Annotated in this window: 12 protein-coding genes and 1 tRNA gene; 6 read left to right on the top strand and 7 right to left on the bottom strand. The window is 47.3% G+C overall.

Annotated features, from left to right (window positions below):
• Nucleotides 1-78: 78 nt before the first annotated feature.
• The 4 genes from QUB08_RS28440 to QUB08_RS28425 all read right to left on the bottom strand — a co-directional run bounded on the left by QUB08_RS28440 (nt 79) and on the right by QUB08_RS28425 (nt 6,070).
• Complete coding sequence (locus tag QUB08_RS28440; RefSeq protein ID WP_333229190.1) at nt 79-2,166, bottom strand: acylase; 2,088 nt, start codon at nt 2,164-2,166, stop codon at nt 79-81.
• Between the two features lie 445 nt (nt 2,167-2,611).
• Nucleotides 2,612-3,685 (bottom strand): hypothetical protein, encoded by a 1,074-nt coding sequence (locus QUB08_RS28435; RefSeq protein ID WP_333229188.1) that lies wholly within the window; start codon nt 3,683-3,685, stop codon nt 2,612-2,614.
• Between the two features lie 102 nt (nt 3,686-3,787).
• Nucleotides 3,788-5,380: a TonB family protein gene (locus QUB08_RS28430; RefSeq protein ID WP_333229186.1), complete on the bottom strand. Its 1,593-nt coding sequence runs from the start codon at nt 5,378-5,380 to the stop codon at nt 3,788-3,790.
• Between the two features lie 480 nt (nt 5,381-5,860).
• Nucleotides 5,861-6,070, bottom strand: coding sequence for a hypothetical protein (locus QUB08_RS28425; protein WP_333153563.1), 210 nt, complete (start codon nt 6,068-6,070; stop codon nt 5,861-5,863).
• Between the two features lie 71 nt (nt 6,071-6,141).
• Here QUB08_RS28425 and QUB08_RS28420 point away from each other — a divergent pair, with 71 nt between their 5' ends.
• The 3 genes from QUB08_RS28420 to QUB08_RS28410 all read left to right on the top strand — a co-directional run bounded on the left by QUB08_RS28420 (nt 6,142) and on the right by QUB08_RS28410 (nt 14,802).
• On the top strand, nt 6,142-6,801 hold the full coding sequence (locus QUB08_RS28420; RefSeq protein WP_333153564.1) for a MotA/TolQ/ExbB proton channel family protein: 660 nt from the start codon (nt 6,142-6,144) through the stop codon (nt 6,799-6,801).
• Nucleotides 6,785-7,186, top strand: a complete 402-nt coding sequence (locus QUB08_RS28415; RefSeq protein ID WP_333229184.1) for a biopolymer transporter ExbD — start codon at nt 6,785-6,787, stop codon at nt 7,184-7,186. Before QUB08_RS28420 ends, QUB08_RS28415 begins: the two co-directional genes overlap by 17 nt.
• A 2,804-nt stretch (nt 7,187-9,990) precedes the next feature.
• Complete coding sequence (locus QUB08_RS28410) at nt 9,991-14,802, top strand: glutamate synthase-related protein (RefSeq protein WP_333229182.1); 4,812 nt, start codon at nt 9,991-9,993, stop codon at nt 14,800-14,802.
• A 226-nt stretch (nt 14,803-15,028) separates the two neighbouring features.
• Here QUB08_RS28410 and QUB08_RS28405 read toward each other — a convergent pair whose 3' ends face one another.
• The 3 genes from QUB08_RS28405 to QUB08_RS28395 form a co-directional block, all read right to left on the bottom strand.
• Nucleotides 15,029-15,448 (bottom strand): type II toxin-antitoxin system VapC family toxin, encoded by a 420-nt coding sequence (locus QUB08_RS28405; protein WP_333229180.1) that lies wholly within the window; start codon nt 15,446-15,448, stop codon nt 15,029-15,031.
• Nucleotides 15,445-15,714 carry a type II toxin-antitoxin system VapB family antitoxin gene (locus QUB08_RS28400; RefSeq protein ID WP_333229178.1) on the bottom strand — a complete coding sequence of 90 codons (270 nt, stop codon included), beginning with the start codon at nt 15,712-15,714 and terminating at the stop codon, nt 15,445-15,447. The genes QUB08_RS28405 and QUB08_RS28400 overlap by 4 nt, the downstream gene beginning before the upstream one ends.
• 99 nt (nt 15,715-15,813) lie before the next feature.
• On the bottom strand, nt 15,814-19,149 hold the full coding sequence (locus tag QUB08_RS28395; protein ID WP_333229176.1) for an Eco57I restriction-modification methylase domain-containing protein: 3,336 nt from the start codon (nt 19,147-19,149) through the stop codon (nt 15,814-15,816).
• Between the two features lie 356 nt (nt 19,150-19,505).
• On the opposite strand from QUB08_RS28395, the gene QUB08_RS28390 reads away from it, so the two are divergent.
• The 3 genes from QUB08_RS28390 (at nt 19,506) to gcvT (ending at nt 21,520) form a co-directional block, all read left to right on the top strand.
• Complete coding sequence (locus QUB08_RS28390) at nt 19,506-19,709, top strand: hypothetical protein (protein WP_333058474.1); 204 nt, start codon at nt 19,506-19,508, stop codon at nt 19,707-19,709.
• A gap of 153 nt (nt 19,710-19,862) precedes the next feature.
• A tRNA-Ala gene (locus QUB08_RS28385) sits at nt 19,863-19,935 on the top strand.
• A 433-nt stretch (nt 19,936-20,368) separates the two neighbouring features.
• Nucleotides 20,369-21,520 (top strand): glycine cleavage system aminomethyltransferase GcvT, encoded by a 1,152-nt coding sequence (gene gcvT / locus QUB08_RS28380; RefSeq protein WP_333229174.1) that lies wholly within the window; start codon nt 20,369-20,371, stop codon nt 21,518-21,520.
• The last annotated feature ends 75 nt before the right edge of the window (nt 21,521-21,595 follow it).

Raw genomic sequence — 21,595 nt, 5'->3', positions numbered from 1 at the left:
TCCTTCTTCCTTCTTCCTTCTTCCTTCTTCCTTCTTCCTTCTTCCTTCTTCCTTCTTCCTTCTTCCTTCTTCCTTCTCCTATAGTTTCTGGCGCGAACTCAGGTGAGCTTCAATTTCTGATCGCGATCGCCATACAGGGCGCAATTCCTTGCGAGCAAAGAGCTCCGACTGATCGCCGGCGTGGGGCGAACCAGGTTGAGAGGCGTTGCCGTAACTGTTTAGCGCCATCGCTTTCACCGGATTCGAGAACTCAATCGCAGCGACAAAAGAATCGCCCGCAACCGCTTGAAAGCGATTGTCTTTCCGTGGAGCGAACCAGACTGAGCGAAATACACCCAAAGCACCGTCAGCTCCATTTGCAGGCAGATTCGCCACCCCAGGCAATCGGAAGACTTCCCCCCATGCCACATCTAACGCGCCATAAGTTACCTCAACTTTGGTTGCTGTCGCTTCCAGCACCCGCACCGCCTCCGCAGGATTTGCCAACCCGTCTGGCGTCGTTAGCGGCGCATCTTCGCTCCAAGGTTTGGCGAATAACCGATCGGCATCCATCGCTTTTTTCCAAAAGGCAAACAGCACCGCACCGCGACTGTCAGCATCGACTTTGCGATCCCAAGTGGCGAGAACTTCCGCAGCGCGGCGCGCTTTTTCGCTGCCTTGCCGTGCGACGGGAATTAAATCATCGAGGAGGCGATCGGCGAGTTCTACCTGAGTGGAATGTTTGTATTGCATCAATTCAGCGAAAGAGATTTTTTCATCTTCTAAGAGCATTTTTGCCGATCGCTGCGATCGCAAATCCATCGGGCCACGCGGTGCCATGTAGGCGGGATAATTATCGGGTGCGATCGGGCTGGGAAACGTCGTCGTCCAAGGCGGATCGTTAGTATTTTGCAACCAACCGCTGGGCGGATCGACAACGCGCGGCAAATCTGCATAGGGATGATTTTTGCTCCACAAAGTCTCTGACGTATTGCCGGGGATGGTGCCTGACCAGTATTTAAAATCTCCGTTTTTGCGAATGGGGACTTGACCGTTAAACAAGTGCATGATATGCCCCTCACGATCGGCATACATGACAGTAAACATGGGAATTTCCAAGCGCTTTAAAGCGGTTTCAAATTCAGAAAAATTCTTTGATCGTGCCATATCCCACCACTGCTGAAGGGCTGCTGGTTTATCGAGTCCGACAACGCGCAGGGCGATCGCTTTGCCCTGTTTTTCTGTGAGAATCGGCCCGTGAACAGAACGCCGCACTACTAGAGATTCCGATCGCAAATTCCCATTCTTTTCTTTGACTTTTAAAACCTTCTCTTCTCTGTCAAAACTGCGGATTTTGCCATCGAAGCGATAGCCATCGTTAGCGAGGGGCAATTCGTAGGCATCCCAGCCATCGTGAGTGTTGACAGTATGAGTCCACCCCAAATTGTCATTAAAGGCGATCGTTAATACAGGAAATCCGACGAGAGTCGCTCCGTAAGCGTTAATTTCTGGGGCAATCAGTTGTGCTTCGTACCATAAATATAAATCCGACCAAGGAAGGTGAGGATTTGCCAATAGCATGGCATTGCCGCTTTCAGAACGCGAAGGAGCGATCGCCCAACCATTAGAGCCTTTGGGGGTGTCATTTTCAGCGAGACTTTCAACGCGCTCTGGCTCGACTATAAAAGTAAAGTTGATGACGCGTTGCGCGTGTGCCAATACATCTACTGGTTTGAGGGGCAATGCTACCTTTAATTCTTCCGTGAGTGCCTCTGGGTGTTCTTTTGCATAGGCATTCATTCCGCCAACAAAAGCATCGATATAGTTGCGGAAAATGGGAGTTTGTGATTCATACCACGCATTAGCGCGATTAGGAATTCCCATAGTTTGCACCCAGCGATCGGATTCCAGATAATCTTCGCCCCAAAATTCGGCAGCTTGCCCGCGAGCTTGCCCGTAAAGACGTAAAATCAGATTACCGTGACTTTGCATCTGCGCCCACCCGAAAGCGTAGAAAAGGCTTTTAGTATTCTCTCCATAAATATGTGGAATTCCATAGGTATCCCAAAGAATTTGATTGCCAATTTCAGGCGCAGATTGAACCCCATTATTGAGGAGCAAAACTAAAATAAAACTCGTTAATAACGAGACAATCCGCCGGCTTTGTTTTTTTAGTTGTATAAACACTGAAAATTAATTTGCTAGGGTTAAACTGAGACTGTGCAGCATTTTCAACAAGCTGCAAAAACAAAACGCCGAGGATTTAAAGCCATTTTATGCAGAAGAAGGGAGAAAACTATACCAAATCCAATCCCCAAAAACGTAACCTATCTGCGTCTATCTGCGTCCATCTGCGGTTAAAAAAATAACACCTCTTCGAGAAATCCAGAAAATCCGAAAAAAGACCCTATGTAAATCGGATCTGGTATTGAAAAGCCCTCCCCGACGCTCACCAACCGGCTGCAAAGCGCATAATGTCATTGGTGAGGAGGGGGGGGAAACAAGTAGGGCGAGATATAGCGGTTTTCAGAAAGATGAGCGGACGTAGTTGGGCTTCAGCCCTCTTAGTTTAGTGGTCATATAAGCTGTCAGTCATACCTCATCTTGTTGAGAAAGGCTATAGGTTATAGGATTATTTTTTAAGCTGCCCCTGTTGCCAAGTTCCCTCTACTTTCGTTCCATCTGCATATAGATAAGAACCTTGACCGTGTTTTTGTCCGTTGAGGAATTCACCTTGATAGCGATCGCCATTGGCGTAAATGCAGGTACCTTTGCCGTTGAACTGACCATCGCTAAATTCGCCTTCGCAGCGATCGCCATTCGCAAAAATGAAAACTCCTTTCCCGCTCATCTTACCCTTGACAAAAGTGCCTTTATAGCTATTTCCATTGGCGAACTCACGGACACCTTCACCACTAAATTCTCCATTGTCAAACGACCCTTGATAACGTCCGCCTTCTTTAAAAGTAAACAACCCCTGACCTTGAGTGTTGCCCTTGACAAACTCTCCTTCATAGCGGTTGCCGTTCGGATATTCGCGAACCCCTTTACCGTGAAACTGCCCTTCACTAAATTGCCCCTCATAACGGCCTCCTTCAGCAAAGGTATAAATTCCCTGTCCGTGAGACAAGTTATTCAGCAACTCTCCTTCGTAGCGGTTCTTATTAGCATATTGACAGACGCCTTTGCCGTTAACTTTTCCTTCTTTAATATCTCCTTCGCAACGAGTGCCATTACTAAATGTAAAAGCCCCTCGACCACTCGGAGAACCACTCGTAAAAGAGCCTTCGTAACGAATGCCGTTAGTTGAGGTAAAAGTGCCTATACCATCGAACTCACCGTTTTTAAAAGTACCTTCGTAGCGGTTGCCGTTAGCAAATTCCCGGACACCTTGACCGTTGAATTCACCCAAGGCAAATTCTCCTTGGTATCGACCTTCTTCTTTAAAGGTATAAATTCCTTGACCGTGAGGTTGGCCATTGAGAAATTGGCCTTCGTAGCGATCGCCGTTGGCATATTGACAGATGCCGGGGCCGCTGAGTTTTCCCTCACTCAATTCTCCCTCGCAACGTCCGCCATCCGGTAAAGTAATTACTCCTGCCATTGCGCTGTCAGGGTTGGCGAACAACAAAGCAATTCCCAAGTTGGAACCAAGTAATAGAGCGAGTCCAACTCCCTGAAGTTTACTTAATATTGCTGACGACATTCCCAAATTCATAATTCAAAAAAAATTCAAGTTTTAACTTTGCTATTCCTGGGACGGTGCTATAGAATTCCCAGCCAACTTGCTAGAGTATCAAAAAAATCCCTAGTCAGTGAGCCGGAAGATAATGACTATTCTTTCTCCTTGAATGCCACTCTCTGATGGGGCATATTTCCTTTCTTGTACTTGTTTCATCGCTGCGCGATTCATGTCGTTGTATTTGCTAGGAGTCACGATCTTGATGTTGAAGGTCTTACCGTTGGGGTCAATGTCACAAATGAGTTCCACTTGGCCTTGGCGCCCTTCTTCTCTGGCTGCGATCGGATAGTCAGGTTTACCGCAGCCACTAATGCAAGTGGTCAGAGGCGCGCCGGGAGGGCGCGAAGGACCCGCCCCTCTTCCTGGATTTGTCGGTTTTGGCACTGGCCCCGAACCGCTGCCAAATGGCCCTGACGAACCCCCGCCGCCATTTCCACCTCCACCGGGTGATGAGTTCGACGCACTTCCTCCGGGGCTTCCGCCTCCTGGGCCTCCACCTCCTGGGCCTCCACCTCCTGGGCTACCAGAGGAGGGGAGGTTTCCTACATCTCCGATCGCATTTCCAGAATTTCCGCCGCCTCCTGGCCTGGTGGCCGTGACTGGCGAGCCAGCCGCAGGTGTTCGGGGCGATCGCCCCGAACCAGCCGCAAATGGCTCATCAGAAGGTATGTCGCCATTTTTGCTGGCACCCGATGGTGAGTTCGAGGCACTTGCTCCGGGGCTATCAGAGGAGGAGGGGTTTCCTACATCCCCGATCGCACTTCCAGAATTTCCACTGCCTCCTGGCCTAGTAGCTGTGACTGGCGACCCAGCAGCGGGCGATCGTTGTATGGGGCCGGAAGAAGGATTTAATGGCTCTGAGGAAGGTTCCCCGCTACCCGCCGAAGCAGGGGGCTGGTTTTCAGGGCTGTCGGAGGAGTTGGGATTTCCAGCATCTTTTGTAAAGTCTGTGGAACTTCCAGCACCCTTGGGGCGGGAGGCGGTAACGGGTGGTTCGCTTTTTGGAGGATCGGGCGAAGGGGTTTCGGGTTCCTGGGCGATCGGGGTTTTAGGAGTTTCTGGGGAATTGAAATCCTGTTGAGGTGCGGGGGAAGGCTCGATAGGAGTTGGTGGTGGCGTTACCGCTACCGGTGGCTCCTCTGGAATCGGCGGGGGCGTTACCGCTACCGGCTGCTCCTCTGGAATCGGCGGGGGCGTTGCCGCTATCGGCTGCTCCTCTGGAATCGGCGGGGGCGTTACCGCTACCGGCTGCTCCTCTGGAATCGGCGGGGGCGTTACCGCTACCGGCTGCTCCTCTGGAATCGGCGGGGGCGTTGCCGCTACCGGCTGCTCCTCTGGAATCGGCGGTGGCGTTACCGCTACCGGTGGCTCCTCTGCGGGAGTTGGCTCTGGTGGCGGTTCTGGTTTGAACGTCTCAGGCGGAGGAGATGCCTTTTCTGGAATAGTCGGCTCTGGCTGGGTTTCCTCTACTTTAGGCTCATCAAGCACAACAACTTCAATAGAATCCTGTGAAAATTCAGCAGGTTTGACCAAGTTGAGGCTCAACGGCAGCGCGACACCGTGCAGTAAGGTTGAGGCTAACAGACTGATCGCCAGAACTTTTTTGAGAGCTTCTTCTTGTTGTTGTCTTTGCGTCGCCGAAATATTTGAAAAACTCATGCCTTCTCACTCTCCTTTATGGATGGCAACATCCTCGACTCCCCGACATAACCCGAAACAAGCTACCAAATACGGGTTGAGCTTGCTATCAATGATGAACTTACCCATCCTATAAGAAGACTGTCACCCTGTTCAAGACTCTTGCAATTTATTTTCATTATTTAATTTTGATATAGCGACTAGACGCTACCAATCAGCATTGCTTTTGGGGGCGTCTACGTTGCTCTTATGGGTGCTGTCTATGTTCTGATTCTGGCCGGGTAAGGTTCCAAAATGCCTTAACTGCAATACTCTACCCCGTAATCTACCAACAAATTTCCACATTCTCAAGCTTTTCATCAAAATTTATAAATAAGTAAATATAATTATGTTTAGTAGATTAATAGCTAATTGTTATTTAAACGGGTGGATCATGACTTGACAAACCCTGAATTTTGTGGAAACCTAGTTGAGAATCTTTTAAATTATTGAAGATTATTGTCAAGTCCTAACGCAAATATTTAGCAAAGAAGCACTGGCAGAACAATCTGTCGCGCTCTCGATCGGGATCACATTAGGAGCATTTTGGGTACAGACGAAGATAGTCACATACAGGTAGTGCGTTGGTGCGATCGCGATCGCGATCGCACTTGAGTGAAATAATTCGCAGCCTGAATCACTTGTGCCGACTTGACGCAGAAACTCTACCAACCTTCGATCGGGCTAATTGCACCATTAGGCAGCTTGCGATCATTCAACACAGCTAACGAGAATACAAACTAATGGATAATTTCATTTACATTTTTCGCGCTGGGGGCATTGTTTCTTGGCCGCTGCTTGCCTCGTCAATCGCAGCAGTCGCACTGATTTTAGAGCGTCTTGTCTTTTGGTTTAAAGTGAATCGGCGACAGCGGCGGGTCGTCCGGGAAGTGCTAAAACTTTACAGTCAAAACCCGGATTCCGCCATCAAAAAGTTACAAGTAAACGCTGATTTGCCCTTAGCCCGAATTTTTTTGGAAGCATTAGAATTAGACTCGCCCAACATCGAAGAATTTTGTTTGGTGTTAGAGAGTGCAGCTCAGGCAGAAATCCCCGTTTTGAAGCGATTCAATACAATATTTGACACCATTATCACCCTCTCCCCGCTATTTGGGTTGCTCGGAACAGTTTTGGGCTTAATTACCACCTTTGACTCCCTCAAACTGGGAGATGCTGCAGGCACCAATGCCGCGGGCGTTACCGGGGGGATTAGCGAAGCCCTCGTTTCTACGGCAATGGGGTTAGTGGTGGCAATCTTTACGCTCGTATTTGCCAATATGTTTCGTGGGTTTTACTTACAGCAGATAGCTTTTATGCAGGAAGCCGGAGGCCAGCTAGAGCTATTGTACCGTCACCGCTACGAAAAACTACCAAGAGAATCTAATTATGCGCCTACCCGATGAACCTGAGAGTATTCCCCAGATCAACATCGTGCCACTGATTGATGTAACCTTCGCCATATTGACGTTTTTCATTGTTTCCTCTTTGTCTTTATCCAAATCCGAAGGTCTGCCCGTAAATTTACCGAAAGCAGCAACTTCTCAAGTTCAGGACTCGCCTGCTAAAATTACCGTCACCATTGATGCTCAGGGAAAATTAATGGTTGATAAAAAGTTAGTCAGCTTAGAGCAGATTGAGAGTACAGTGCGACAGGTAATGGGGTCAAATCCGAACTCATTAATTGTGCTGAATGCGGATAAAAGCGTCAATCACGGAAATGTGGTGGAAGTTATGGATCGATTACGCAGAATTAAGGGAGCTAAGTTAGGGATTGCTACCACAAAGTAGAGAGTTAAATTTAAGCTGTTAGTCATTTAAATTTATTGCCTCCACCCCTTGCAGTATGGGGTCTGGCCCACAAATATTGCAGTTTGAATGTCGAACAGCTTACAATACTCCGGACAGTTTTTAAGCAGCCAGAGTACCCTAAGACAAGACTGAAGGAAGATTAGGATGATTTCAAATCAAATCCGGGTCTTAATCTAACTTGTCAATAAAGGTAGAAAGTAAGTGTTTATTGAATTACAGCAGTTTATAAGAACAGATTGAAAACACAAAGGACTTAGCAGATGAATGACAACTAGAGAGTTAAATTTTGGCTATATTTAAGGCAATAAAACTGGCATAAAAATGAAAACAAATCCATGGTAAATGACGAGCTTCACAATCACACAATCCCGTAAACTGCTGGGAATCAAAAAAAACAAATTCTCTCGGAAAACGAGCCTGATAATATTCAAGAATTGGCTCAGGTGGTAAGTGAATATTAGTGCTAAATAATCAAGCATTTTTAATTTTACCATTAGCTTGAACATCAGAGATACAAGCTACACTAACTGGGTAATTTAAACAACAACTCGCCTTCCACCAATGTATAAAGTGAAATTCCCGGTTTTATTAGGTTAACCAAATTAAGACGACTCAAATCATGGTAGTCAACCTTGCCATCATATTTGCGAGGTGCGCCCAGTTTCTTTTGTTCACCTGTATAAAGATAACGTAGGTTAGCATCAACTCTTAATTAGCCCATTAAATCTAAATTTAAATTCCGTACAGTCTCCCAAAATTTAGAACGCTAATAATAGCCATTAGCACCAAATAACGTACAAGATCTGAAAAAAAACGAGTATTTCTTAAATGTTAATCCGAGCAGTTAACTCTTGTTATATCAGGCTTTTCGATTTAAGATACCTGTTTTTTGATCGGTTTTTTTTCTCGGTTTATTGGGGCAACTATTGGGGGTTTTTCGAGGTTTATAGCCTTTCTCAGAAAGATGAGGTACTCATGGGCATAGGGCATATAGCAATCCTAAATGATCCAGATAAATTTGTAGGGGTAGTGCTAAGAGTGCCTATCCCCTATCTATCGGGCAACCGGGCGTGGGATTGCCCCTACAATAATTATGCAAATGATGCGAGGATTGCTATACTATGAGTGTAAACTGACTGGCGTGTTCTGGCGTGTTTGTGAATCAAGATATGTGAATTAAGATATTGGATATTTCCCCAGCCGAAATCACTAAGCTGTTGGGCATTTAAAAGAGGATAGTAGGGTGCGGAGCGTACATAAGTATTTCCCATATCCCGCAAGTGTTATAGCTGACGCACTCTACCTTTATCGTTATTGGTTTAAATGTGTAATAGCTTATCCCTACATTACTTCCTTGATCCTTGATGCTTCCACTGTCAAGTTTTTCTCTGTTTTTTTAACTTTAGTTTACCTAGATCGATCGCACCCAACATTTTGAGCAAGTTCCTCCTAATGTGTCAGAAATCCTTGAAATAGCCTGCATTGATGAGTGATATCCATTCTGGTTGTATGGGAATGATTAAACCGCTCTTGACGCAGAGGATACAGAGAAAGGGAAGACAGAGATGAATAATTCCGATGCCAACGGATTTGAGAGGACAAAACTTTGTGGGTAAAAAATTCTCAATTAGAGTTATGGACAACTGTCAACCTTTTTCGGCTAGGCATCTTAGCCTGGGTTCTGGACTATCGCTTATAAGAGTTGCGCGCAAGCTCTGACTGTAATGGGTGAAATTTTATCAATTTTTTGATACACTTGATGTTCGCGGCTTGATAGTTGACTTCACAATCAGACAGGTTTCACGAGTTGTGAACCGCGCTCCTACATTGCACCTACCGACTGAGCGGGCAGGTGGCTTTTGTGTCTGCAGGCGCTGACGAAAGCAACTCAACAGCGCAGCAAGCAAAATAACGCTAAAGTTACTATCTACCTGAGTCCGCAAGGCTACCCTTGCGGACTCAGGAAAAAAACACACAAAAAACTCGTGAAGCGCAGCTATCCCGTAGGGAAGCGCCTGCAATGTATCTAGTTGCAGGGCGGCGATTTCCCAAAGAATCACTGCTTTTTAACAGCAGGGTATTCTAGGAGACATCTCCGAAGCGATGCGAGCGAGATAATGTGAAATACCCAACCTAAACGGAATACCGTTATAGTTCGGGCTTCGTGTCTCGTTTGCCGTTGCGGGCGTTGGGTATCCCATTGCTGGGTATTCGTCACCCAAGACGATCCGAGTCTGACACAGCATCTTTGGGCTTTTACACCCTTTATCCCTTCCTAGGGAACCCACGCAGAAACCCTGTTTCCCAAGGCAAAAAACTATTTCGTACAACAAACATGGATTATATTTCACAACAGGGCGTACCTTGCCAACCAGCGGTCTGTTCTTTCCCCCTTTCTCTCGCAGTTGTCCTGGGCAAGCATCTTACTGCTACTTTCGCCTGTTGTTTGCAGTCGAGTGGGTGGGTCGCAACCACTTATATTATTTAACACGTTTTTTGCTAGAGAAATAGGAACTTGTCGCTCTTTTTCACAAGCCTTGCGAAAGCTTATATCCCGACGCCCAATTGAGTACAATTACAGCGCGGGACTTACGCCAAAAGAGTTAAAATCTGCAAACAGGGTTTTAGTGCTAAGTACAGGCAGCATCGACGTAAATTTTTATCAAATCAGCTTGCAATGTGCTGTTTTAAAGTTTACTAGGCTCCCACCGCTCGGCAGCCTTCTCTCTCCGAGCTATAAAAACGCATCCACCACACAATCACGGAAATAACATTCAATCAACATGGGTAACACGATCGATCCAAACAGAAACGTGCATCAGACTGAGCGAGGAACTCCCTATGCCGGCCAAAGCTGGTTAGTGGAAGAAAGAGATGCCTGCGGTGTGGGGTTTATTGCCAACCAAAGCGGTGAAGCCACCCACTCGATTATTGAGAAAGCGCTCCCAGCTTTAACTTGTTTAGAACACCGTGGCGGTTGCAGCGCTGACTCGGATTCCGGCGACGGTGCGGGTTTAATGACCGCGATTCCTTGGGAATTGCTGGATGCTTGGTTGGCCGAACAGGGAATTGTGCCTCCCGCACGAGAAAACTGCGGCGTGGGGATGCTGTTTCTGTCTCAAGATAAATTTCAAGCCACTATAGCGCGGCAGGTGGTTGAGCAAGTTCTGACCGATCGCGGTTTCACAGTTTTGGGATGGCGCAAAGTTCCCATCGTACCATCGGTTTTGGGCGAGCAAGCGCGAGAAAATCAACCTCAAATCGAACAAGTAATAGTCAGTTCACCGCACTTAGCCGGAGACGAACTCGACAAACATCTATTTCTGGCGCGCCGCACGATCGGACACGCGCTGTCAAATCGCCCGAACTTTACCCGCCGAGACTTTTATACTTGCTCTTTCTCCTGTCGCACGATCATCTATAAAGGCATGGTGCGATCGGCCGTACTGGCAGAATTTTACCAAGACCTGAAAAATCCTGCTTATAAAAGCTCCTTTGCCGTCTATCATCGGCGCTTCAGCACCAACACCATGCCCCGCTGGCACTTAGCCCAGCCGATGCGCTTGCTGGGACACAACGGGGAAATTAACACGCTGTTGGGCAATATTACCTGGATGAAGGCGCGGCAAGCGAATTTAGCTCACCCGAATTGGACTCAAGCTGATATCGACACGTTCAACCCAATTGTCAATCCCGAAAGCAGCGATTCGGCAAACTTGGACAACGTGATGGAGTTGTTGGTGCACTCCGGCCGCACCCCCCTAGAATCCCTGACAATTCTGGTACCCGAAGCCTACAAAAATCAGCCGGATTTGGCTGACTATCCAGAAATTGTCGATTTTTACGAATATTACAGCGGCATTCAAGAACCTTGGGACGGCCCGGCGCTGCTGGTGTTCAGCGACGGCAAACAAGTAGGTGCTACGCTCGATCGCAACGGTTTGCGGCCGGCCCGCTACTGCATTACTAAAGACGGTTTGGTAATTGTGGCTTCCGAAGCCGGAGTTGTCGATATTCCCGAAGCAGATATTGTCGAAAAAGGCCGTTTGGGGCCAGGACAAATGATTGCAGTTGACCTGCAAACCAAGGAAATTCTCAAAAATTGGCAACTCAAACAGCGAATTGCTAAGCGCCACCCCTACGGCCAATGGCTGAAACAAAACCGCGAAATCTTGCAACCGCAGCCTTTTGCCGAAACAGCAACCCTCGACTCGCAAACGCTGTTAGCAACCCAAACTGCTTTCGGCTACACAGCAGAAGATTTGGACATGGTAATCGTCGAGATGGCGAGTTCTGGGAAAGAACCGACTTTCTGCATGGGCGACGACGTTCCCTTGGCTGTGTTGTCAGAAAAGCCTCAGTTGCTGTACAACTATTTCAAACAGCGGTTCGCTCAAGTGACAAATCCGCCGATCGACCCCCTGCGCGAGGGGATGGTGATGTCGCTGACAATGAATATGGGGCTGCGGGGCAATTTACTGCAAGCAGTGCCGGAAAATGCCAAGCTGCTAAAAATTGATTCCCCCGTACTCAACGACGCGGAACTATCTTTCTTGAAAGAGCAAAAGTCTTTCCTAGCTACGGAATTGTCAACGCTTTACAAAATTTCTGCCGGGCCTGGAGGTTTGAAAACCGCAGTCGAGCAACTTTGTCAAGAGGCGGCGGCTTCGGTGCGCGAGGGTTCGAGAATTCTGATTTTGAGCGATCGACCATCGAAGGAAGAAGGAAGAAGGAAGAAGGAAGAAGGAAGAGGGGAGAAGGAAGAGGGAGATTTATCTAGTGTGGGATTGAGTGCTGAATGTACTTATATTCCGCCATTCCTGGCAGTTGGCGCGGTTCACCACCACTTAATTAGCGTCGGCCTGCGGATGCAAACTTCGCTCGTTGTGGATACCGCCCAATGTTGGAGCACTCACCACTTCGCTTGTTTGATTGGTTACGGGGCGGTGGCTGTTTGCCCTTACCTGGCATTGGAAAGCGTGCGCGCCTGGTGGTCGGACAGCAAGACTCAAAACTTGATGCAGCATGGCAAAGTTCCCAATATTACCGTGACGCAGGCTCAAGCTAGATACCGCACAGCGGTGGAAAATGGGCTGCTGAAGATTATGTCGAAAATGGGGATTTCGCTGCTGGCTAGCTATCAGGGGGCCCAAATCTTTGAGGCGATCGGCATTGGCGGTGATTTGCTCGATTTGGGTTTCAAAGGCACTGTTTCCCGCATCGGCGGTTTGACTGTGGCGGAACTGGCTAACGAGGTAATGTCTTTCCACAGTCAGGCTTTCCCAGAATTGCACCTCAAAAAGCTGGAAAATTACGGCTTTGTGCAGTATCGCCGGGGTGGTGAATATCACATGAACAGCCCGGAAATGGCGAAGGCTTTGCACAAGGCTGTAACTACTTTTAACGAAGGAAGAAGGAAGAAGGAAGAAGGAAGAAGGGAAGAGGAAGAAGGAAGCAACGGTAACGGTAATTCAGTCCTTGGCGCTAGCGGGGACGATCGCACTGAGGCAAAAACGGCTTACGATCACTACGAGGTTTACAAGAAACAGCTCGAAAATCGCCCGGTAACGGCTTTGCGGGATTTGCTGGATTTCCAGAGCGATCGCCCTTCCATTGCGATCGAAGACGTAGAATCTGTAGCAGATATTGTCAAGCGCTTCGCCACCGGCGGTATGTCCCTCGGCGCTTTGTCCCCGGAAGCCCACGAAACTCTCGCGATTGCCATGAACCGTATCGGCGGCAAATCGAACTCCGGCGAAGGCGGCGAAGACCCGGTGCGCTACAAAGTGCTAAACGATGTGAGCGCGGCAGGCTTCTCACAAACGCTACCTCACTTAAAAGGTTTGCAGAACGGCGATACAGCTTCTTCATCCATCAAACAGGTAGCTTCTGGACGTTTCGGGGTAACTCCTGAGTACCTGATGAACGCCCAACAAATCGAAATTAAAATCGCACAAGGTGCGAAACCGGGTGAAGGCGGTCAATTACCGGGGGCGAAAGTGAGCGAGTACATTGCTTATTTGCGCCGATCGAAACCGGGTGTCACGCTGATTTCCCCTCCTCCTCACCACGATATTTATTCGATCGAGGATTTGGCCCAGTTGATTTTTGACTTGCACCAAATCAATCCGAAAGCAGGAGTTTCGGTGAAGTTGGTGTCGGAAGTCGGCATCGGGACTGTAGCCGCTGGTGTCGCCAAGGCAAATGCTGATGTGATTCAAATTTCCGGCCACGACGGCGGCACCGGTGCTTCGCCACTGAGTTCGATTAAGCACGCAGGTTCTCCGTGGGAACTCGGATTGACAGAAGTGCACCGGGTGCTGATGGAAAATAAATTGCGCGATCGAGTTCTGCTGCGCGTTGACGGTGGCTTTAAAAGCGGCTGGGACGTGATTGTAGGCGCTTTGATGGGCGGCGAAGAGTACGGTTTCGGCACGGTGGCAATGATTGCAGAAGGCTGCATTATGGCTCGCGTTTGCCACATGAATAGTTGTCCGGTGGGGGTGACAACTCAACAAGAACACTTGCGGAAACGTTTCCCCGGAACACCGGAACACGTGGTTAATTTCTTCTATTTCGTAGCAGAAGAAGTGCGGAGTTTGTTGGCGAAATTGGGTTATAAGTCGATCGCAGATATCATCGGCCGCGCGGATTTGTTGAAAATGCGCGAGGGAGTGCAACTAACTAAAACTCAAGCGATTAATTTGGATTGTTTGACGAAGTTGCCGGATACTAAGAGCGATCGCTCTTTCTTGATCCACGGCGACGTACACACCAACGGGCCTGTGTTAGACGACGATTTGCTGGCGGATGCGGAGATTCAAAGTGCGATCGCCAATCACGGCACTGTTAGCAAGAGTGTAAAATTGGTGAATACCGATCGCACTGTAGGCGCACGTTTAGCAGGTGCGATCGCACAGCAACACGGCAACACCGGTTTTAGCGGTGAAATCACCCTCAACTGCACCGGCAGCGCCGGCCAAAGCTTCGGCGCGTTCAATTTGCCAGGGATGACGCTGCGACTGTCAGGCCAAGCTAACGACTACGTTGGTAAGGGGATGCACGGCGGCGAAATTGCGATCGCACCGCCGGCTGGTGCAACTTATGATGCTTCCGAAAATGCGATCGTCGGTAACACTTGTTTGTACGGCGCGACGGGGGGAACTCTCTTGGCTGCGGGTAAAGCTGGCGAACGGTTTGCGGTGCGTAACTCGATGGCGAAAGCTGTGATTGAAGGTGCGGGCGATCACTGCTGCGAGTACATGACTGGCGGCGCGATTGTGGTGTTAGGAAAAGTCGGCCGCAACGTCGGCGCTGGAATGACGGGCGGCTTGGCTTATTTCCTCGATGAAGATGGGACTTTCCCGGCTCATGTCAACGGGGAGATTGTGAAGATGCAGCGGGTTTCTACGGCTGCTGGGGAGGCGCAATTGAAGGAGTTGATTGAGGCTCAGTGCGATCGAACTGGCAGCAAGAAAGCTGAGAAGATTTTAGCAAATTGGTCGGAATATTTGCCTAAGTTCTGGCAAGTTGTGCCGCCAAGTGAAGCGAATTCGCCGGAGGCTTCGGAACAAAAGATCGCTGTGGAAGTTTAATTTTGTAGCTGGTTAAATAGTTTAGGGGCGACGCGAGTTGCCCCTTTTTTCATCTTCATATCAAATCCCTTGGTATCGAATTTTCTCATCTCTCTTTTCTCTTCCTCAGCGTCCTCTGCGCTCTCTGCGGTTTAATCATTCCTTTGATTTTATGCCCAAATGCTTCACCCTGCCCCAAGGACAAGTTCATACCACAATGGATGCGCTTAATAAGCAGGAATGGAGTTTAAGAAAACCAGTTTTCGATCGCCAAATCTTGAAAGTTTGCATAATCAGCAACATTTCGTGTCACCAGAATCAGATTATTGACTTTAGCGATCGCTGCAATTTGCCCATCAGCATAAGACGGTGTAAGACCGATCGGAATAAGTCGGGCTCGTTCTTTAGCGAACCACTCAGCCGCTTCTTGGGCATAAGGTAAAATTGGTAATTTTACTTTCACTTCTTCCTGAAGATAGGCTTCGATCGCGCGGCGGCGCTTAGAGTCTGGCATCCGATAGCAGCCTAGCAGAACTTCTTGCCAAACGATCGAGGCGATCGCAACAGTGGATTTTGCCTCCATTAGTTGAGTCATCACATTGGCATTCGGAAGAGGACGAACAGGTTCGGAGATAATATTGGTATCGAGTAAATAACGCAGCGTCATTCAAAGATGACCTCGCGTCCTACAAAAGTTCGATCGCGAATATCTCCCCAAATTTCATCAGGATTTAAACCCAGTTCATGCAGTTGATATTTTTCACGAAATGGATTGAGAGATTCTCCAAAGCTCAGTTCGAGATTCTGTGGCTGTTTGCGGCGTTGAATGTATTCGCGCAAGGCGATTTCAACTAAGGTTTCGATGGCAATTTCTCGCTCCAGTTCGATCGCCTCTTGCAGCAGGGCCGTATCTACATTTAGGTTCGTCACCATTGGCTTTCCTCTTTTAACCGTTATTTTATTATAAATGCAATCAATCCAAAACTGTTCTCGACTTTCTCAAAGGTTTACAATCTAAAATATAACATTCTATCAAATCTGTCGGGCGATCGGCATTCGCGGAGGTGCTGTTTTCCACATCAAATCTATTTCTTCCGGTGTCAATCCGTAAGCTTGATTAACTAAGTCGGATAAACGGTGTTCGAGCCTCAACGCCTCAGCTTTGGAAGATTGAATCAGCGGTGCATATTGATTATAAGTTTCGCGGACTGCTTTTAGTCCAGCCACGCCGAGAGGATCGGAGGATTTTGTTTTCGGCATTCGCTTTCTGATTTCTGCTACGAATTCCGCCAAGGAAATGGCAGAAAAATCTTCGAGTTTTTGTCCTAGTTTATCAATTAAATAAGTGATTTCCAGCCATTGCAAGACATCTCCGTGAGTTTCTTGATTGGTTTTAGCGATTTCTATTAAACGGGTGACAATTGGTTCGACTTCGGCACTAATTGAGTCAGTTGGTGGTGCGATGGGAAGCTTTTCCATCAATTCGCCAAGCGGAGTCAGTGCTTCATCTTTCATGTGCGGTAAATACCGCCAATTGTGCCACCACATGAGTGGTGAATTAAGCACTCCCAAGATATAGAATTCAGAGGTCGGAATAATGAAAGCTTTATTGTTTGTCAAATGGCCCCTATTATCATAGCTATATGCTGGATGAAACTGAATTTCCTGATAGATAAGTTTAGGCTGTTGAAATAGGTTACAAAAAGATGGCGATGCTTGCCACTGCCACCATAATTGTTTACCAGATCGTGCTTCTAACTTAGTTCTATATTTTTCCAGATGAGATTTTATCATAGGATAGTTTTCTATCTCAATATCTCTATGAGCGAAGATTACCCAAATTTCATCCCATTGAGGATACCAGCGTTTAATATCCTGACCTCGCAATAAGGGCTTGATGATTTCAGCAGATTTAGGGTCAGCTCTAACTAGACTATTTTTAGTGGCTTCATCAAGAAAAAAAGCTTCGTTAAATCCTGTTAAAATACCTCGATAAGGCTTAACCCCTGCAAAATCTTTGAGCGGAACACCTACTCGTTGAATTTTTTGCATCAACTCATCAACAGCAGGAGGTTCCAGACTCCAAGCATTCGCAGTGAAACGATCTCGCGAAATTTGATAGCCGTGTTGTTGAACATATTGTGTAAGGTTGATATTAGCAAGTTCCTCGCGCGGAACCGGACAAACAATCACAGGCGAATTAGGTTCAGATTTACCTGGCTCAATCTCGCTTTCAGTTTCAGAGATACATAGAGAAGCGTTAGGTTTTCTGACTGCGACAATACAGGGAAAAGTATCAGCATCCTCAAAAATTGGCGCGTGTCCGAAATCAATAATTTGCTCTAGTAAACCTTGACTGGCAAAGAACTTGCGTAGAGGTTCACCGTATCCAGACCTCAGCCATTTATTTGTGACAATATACGAAAGCACTCCCCCCGGCTTGAGAATGTTTAACCCGAGTTCATAAAAATAAGTATAAAGGTCTGCTACGCCGTTATATGATTCATAATTTGCTTGCAAGTATGGTTTAATTGGAGACAGAAACTCCTGCCGCACGTAAGGCGGATTGCCAAGGACAACATCAAAACCGCCATCAGCAAAAATCTGGGGAAATTCAGCTTGCCAATCAAACGCTGTATCTGCTACATTACTGTCAGCGACGATCGAGTTTCCCGCTTTAATATTATCATCCAAATAAGTCAGCGTTTTACCCGCTTGGGCCGTCTTCAACCACAGCGAAAGTTTGGTAATTTCCGCCGATTCCGGCAGCAAATCTACGCCGTACAGGTTGTTGCTTAAAATGCTTCTGTCAAATTCCAGCGAGTTGCCGTTTTTTGGCTGACATCCCAAAGCATTCAATTCGCGATCGACTCTTTCGTACTGCTGCATCAAATAATCAAACGCCGCAATCAAAAAAGCACCCGAACCGCACGCCGGGTCGATGACGCGCGTTTTTTGCACCACCTCGTCTCGATACGCTTTCCAAAACTTAATTGCAGTTTTCTTTGGGGGCTGAACCGACACTTCAGCAGCTTCGCCAATTAGGAAGCAATCGCGCAATTCTTGCTCTCGCCGTTGCAAGTAGCCGCCAAGAGAAACCTCGACAATATACTGAGTAATAAAAGCTGGCGTGTAAAACACACCTTGAGTTTTTCGCTTGCCTTTTTTCTGATTGTATTCCTGTCCGGCAGTTTCAGTATTTAATTCTTCCAAATCTGTAACAGACTGCTCGAAAATATGCCCCAAAATATCGACGGAAACTTCGGTATCAAAATCAAATCGGGTCAGCTTATTAAGGAGACTACATAAGGGATTTGGCACAGTCAATTGTGCGTCTAAAACCGGATCGAATTTAAATAAACCGCCGTTGTATCCCGGTACAGGAGGGTCATCATTTCCGACATCTACCCAGCGAAATACAGATTGATAATTTTCCCAAATTAATCTAGGATTGTATTGGTCTTTGTGGTCGTGAGCGTTGCTGAGGGTTTTTGGCGGCAGCAACCCTTTATCTTCACAAAAAGCAATGAATAAAACACGGTCTAAAGTTTTTTGAGCTTTTTCGATGAGTACGCGATCGCGGTTGGGGATATCCTGCGGCCCAGAAAAACGAAAATGCTTGACGAGAGCGAGTCGAATTGCTTTGTACTCTTGATATAATTTATTGGTAATTTCTTCTTGAGCTTCGTCAGAGTCTTTTAACAGTCTGTCAATAACAGAACCTGTTTGTTCTTGGTTTTTAGGCAAAAAATTGCGGCGACACAGCAGAAAGTAAAACCGCTTAAAAGCTTCAATATCCGCCAAGTCAGTCAGAAAAAATTGTTCGTAATAAGCAGGAGTTTTATTGGTATGATAAAGTCGCAACTCTCGATAATTCGAGACAATAATCCAGCGACAATCGGGTGTATAATTAGCGTAGCGCCAACCTTGGTCAACTGCTGATTCCGATCGCCCGGATGCGGGACGGTCTAAATCATTTTTCGCTCCCTTGAGTTCGATCGGAGCAATCACTTTACCTTGCAGAGACACGGATTTACCTTTAGGATTGCCAGCAGCAGTAAAAAAGCCGATCGCCCCGTCAGCAGAACCGCCACCATCAGATATCGTTTGTTCGGCGTTAATTTCCCAAGCTTTCCCCGCACCTTGAATTATCGAGCAATATCCCAAAACATCCTGAAAAATATCATTAATAAAATTGCCGTGCAGCGAAACTTCTTTAACTTCGTCTAACGTACCCGTTTTAAGTGCAGCAATCCACGTTCCCAATTTTTGGCGGCGCTGTTCCATATCTTGCGGAAAGCTAAAAGCACGCAAAGCAGTGTTGAGTGTTTTGCTGTGAAAAATGGCGCGAGTAGAGCGATTTGTCATCTTTTCAAGCAGGTTAATAAAGTTAATTTTACAGCATCCAAGTGCAACAGCGGCTCAGACCTTCTGCTCTCAAATCAGTTATACTCCAAGGTCGATCCTCTTCGAGGGCTTCGCTAACGCACCCTACCCCCTCAAAAAAGCGCGATCGCCCGCCTCGATCGCACAACCGCCCTAAAAAGCTGAGCTAGCTCTCATTTACTTTGCATATTGTAATTATCACCAAAAGCTATAGTTTTTTCTCAGTAGCTTTCCGCTGCTCCCTTCGGGTTTTACAGCAAAAGTTAAATACAGGTGAGCCGATCTGCACGAAGCGAAAAGTTTTGTTACAATAGGTAAGCTGTTACAAATCGTAACTTATGCTGGTTCCTATTTTAATAATTGACGTTGCCCTCGTTGCCTGGTCTTTGCACTTAATGCAAGAGGCGATCGCGCAACGGGAATTTTCACTAATGCTAGCCGGCACCCTAGTTGCGGTCTCAGCCGCCGCTCTGCTAGTCGTCTACTTCCTCATGGGGTCTTGTTTGAGCCATTTGAGCGAAATATCCCAACACACTTACTAAATGATAGTAGGCGATTGACCATTGTCCAGAAGCGAGGAGAGTTTTGTGGAAAAAAAGCCGAAAGCCTTGCCAGCCGAAGGCTCAAAACTAATTTCCCCAAAAAGCTTGACAAATATTGGTCAGTTAAGGCATGATTGAGAGCGCGAAAAGAAAGGGGAATTAGCTCAGTTGGTAGAGCACTACAATGGCATTGTAGGGGTCAGCGGTTCGAGCCCGCTATTCTCCATAAATCAAGATTAGGGAAACAGCACTGCTCATTGGTGTCAACTTAAGACTAAAACTGTTGATAAATATAGCTTTTACCCCAGTCTAGATCCCCCTAAATCCCCCTTAATAAGGGGGACTAAAGAGAAGACTCTTGTCCCACCCCCTACTCCCCTTCGTAGGGGCGGTGCCCCCGTGCCCGCCCTTGGCGCCGGGGGGATCGAGGGGCTCATCGGTAGACGGTATACTGATACTACTTTTGACGTTAAGTTGACACGCTTTGGGCGCTGCTGTGTCCTTACTCGTACCTAAACAGCATTGCCCTGTCGTTAAATTCGATCGCGACTTGTACCGAAACAGCATTGCCGTGTCCTTAAATTCGATCGCGCTACACACCCTGAAAAGCAATTTTCCCGTAAAATCAAAACAGTCTACCCGCAACCAAAGCGCTACCTGTGGCAAAGTCAACTGAACCCAACAATCCAGAGAGTCCGAGCCAACTTGCCCGCACGCCTCTGTACGACCTATCATTAGAACTCAAAGCCCGGATGGTGCCCTTTTCCGGGTGGGAGATGGCAGTACAGTACGCAGGCATCAGCAGCGAACACCAAGCAGTACGCCAGCAAGCAGGAATGTTCGACATTTCCCACATGGGAAAATTTGGTTTAAGAGGGAAACAACTAATAGAAAAAATTCAACCCTTAGTACCCTCAGACTTGAGCCGCTTGCAACCAGGTCAAGCTCAATATACAGTCTTGCTAAATGCCAAAGGCTGCATCTTAGACGACATTATTTTCTACTGCCAAGAACCAGATGCTATCACTAACGAAGAACGTGCAGTAATCATTGTCAACGCGGCCACTCGCCTCGCCGACAAAGCATGGATCACCACGCACTTAGAATTGAGCGAACTATGTTTTACAGACATCTCCGAAGATAAAGTTTTAATTGCCATTCAAGGGCCAGAATCTGTTAACTATCTCCAGCCTTTTGTAGAAGACAACCTCGCACCAATTAAGGCATTCGGCCACTTAGAAACAAATCTGTTGGGACAGCCTAGTTTTATCGCCAGAACTGGTTACACCGGCGAAGATGGGTTTGAAATTATGGTGGATGCCGAAGTAGGAAAAGAATTGTGGCAAAAATTGTTAGCTGCGGGCGTTGTTCCTTGCGGTTTGGGTTCCAGAGATACCTTGCGTTTAGAAGCAGCAATGGCTCTTTATGGTCAAGATATCGACGACAATATCACACCTTTAGAGGCTGGATTGGGTTGGGTAGTTCACCTCGACACCAAAGGCGATTTTATTGGGCGTGAGGTTTTGGAACAGCAAAAAGCGAGTGGAGTATCAAAGCGGTTGGTAGGGTTAGAAATGCAGGGGCGGCACATTGCGCGCCACGGCTATCCGGTAATATTTGAAGGCGAAACAGTAGGAGAAGTTACTAGCGGTACATTATCGCCTACTTTGAATCGGGCAGTGGGCCTCGCGGTTGTTCCCGCAAAATTAGCTAAAATCGGTCAGCAATTAGAAATCGAAATTCGCGGGAAAAACTATCCGGCTAGTGTGGTGAAAAAACCATTTTATCGCTCGCCAAACCGACCAACTTAAATTAAGGAATGAGAATTAAATAACTTCCACTCTTGAAAGTGGGATGGGCGTCCCGCCCGTCCTTTTTGGACGGGC

It is taken from the genome of Microcoleus sp. BR0-C5 (assembly GCF_036705045.1).
Lineage (GTDB): Bacteria > Cyanobacteriota > Cyanobacteriia > Cyanobacteriales > Microcoleaceae > Microcoleus.
Note: the sequence above shows the minus strand (reverse complement) of the source record. Positions and strands in the feature narration are given on the sequence as shown.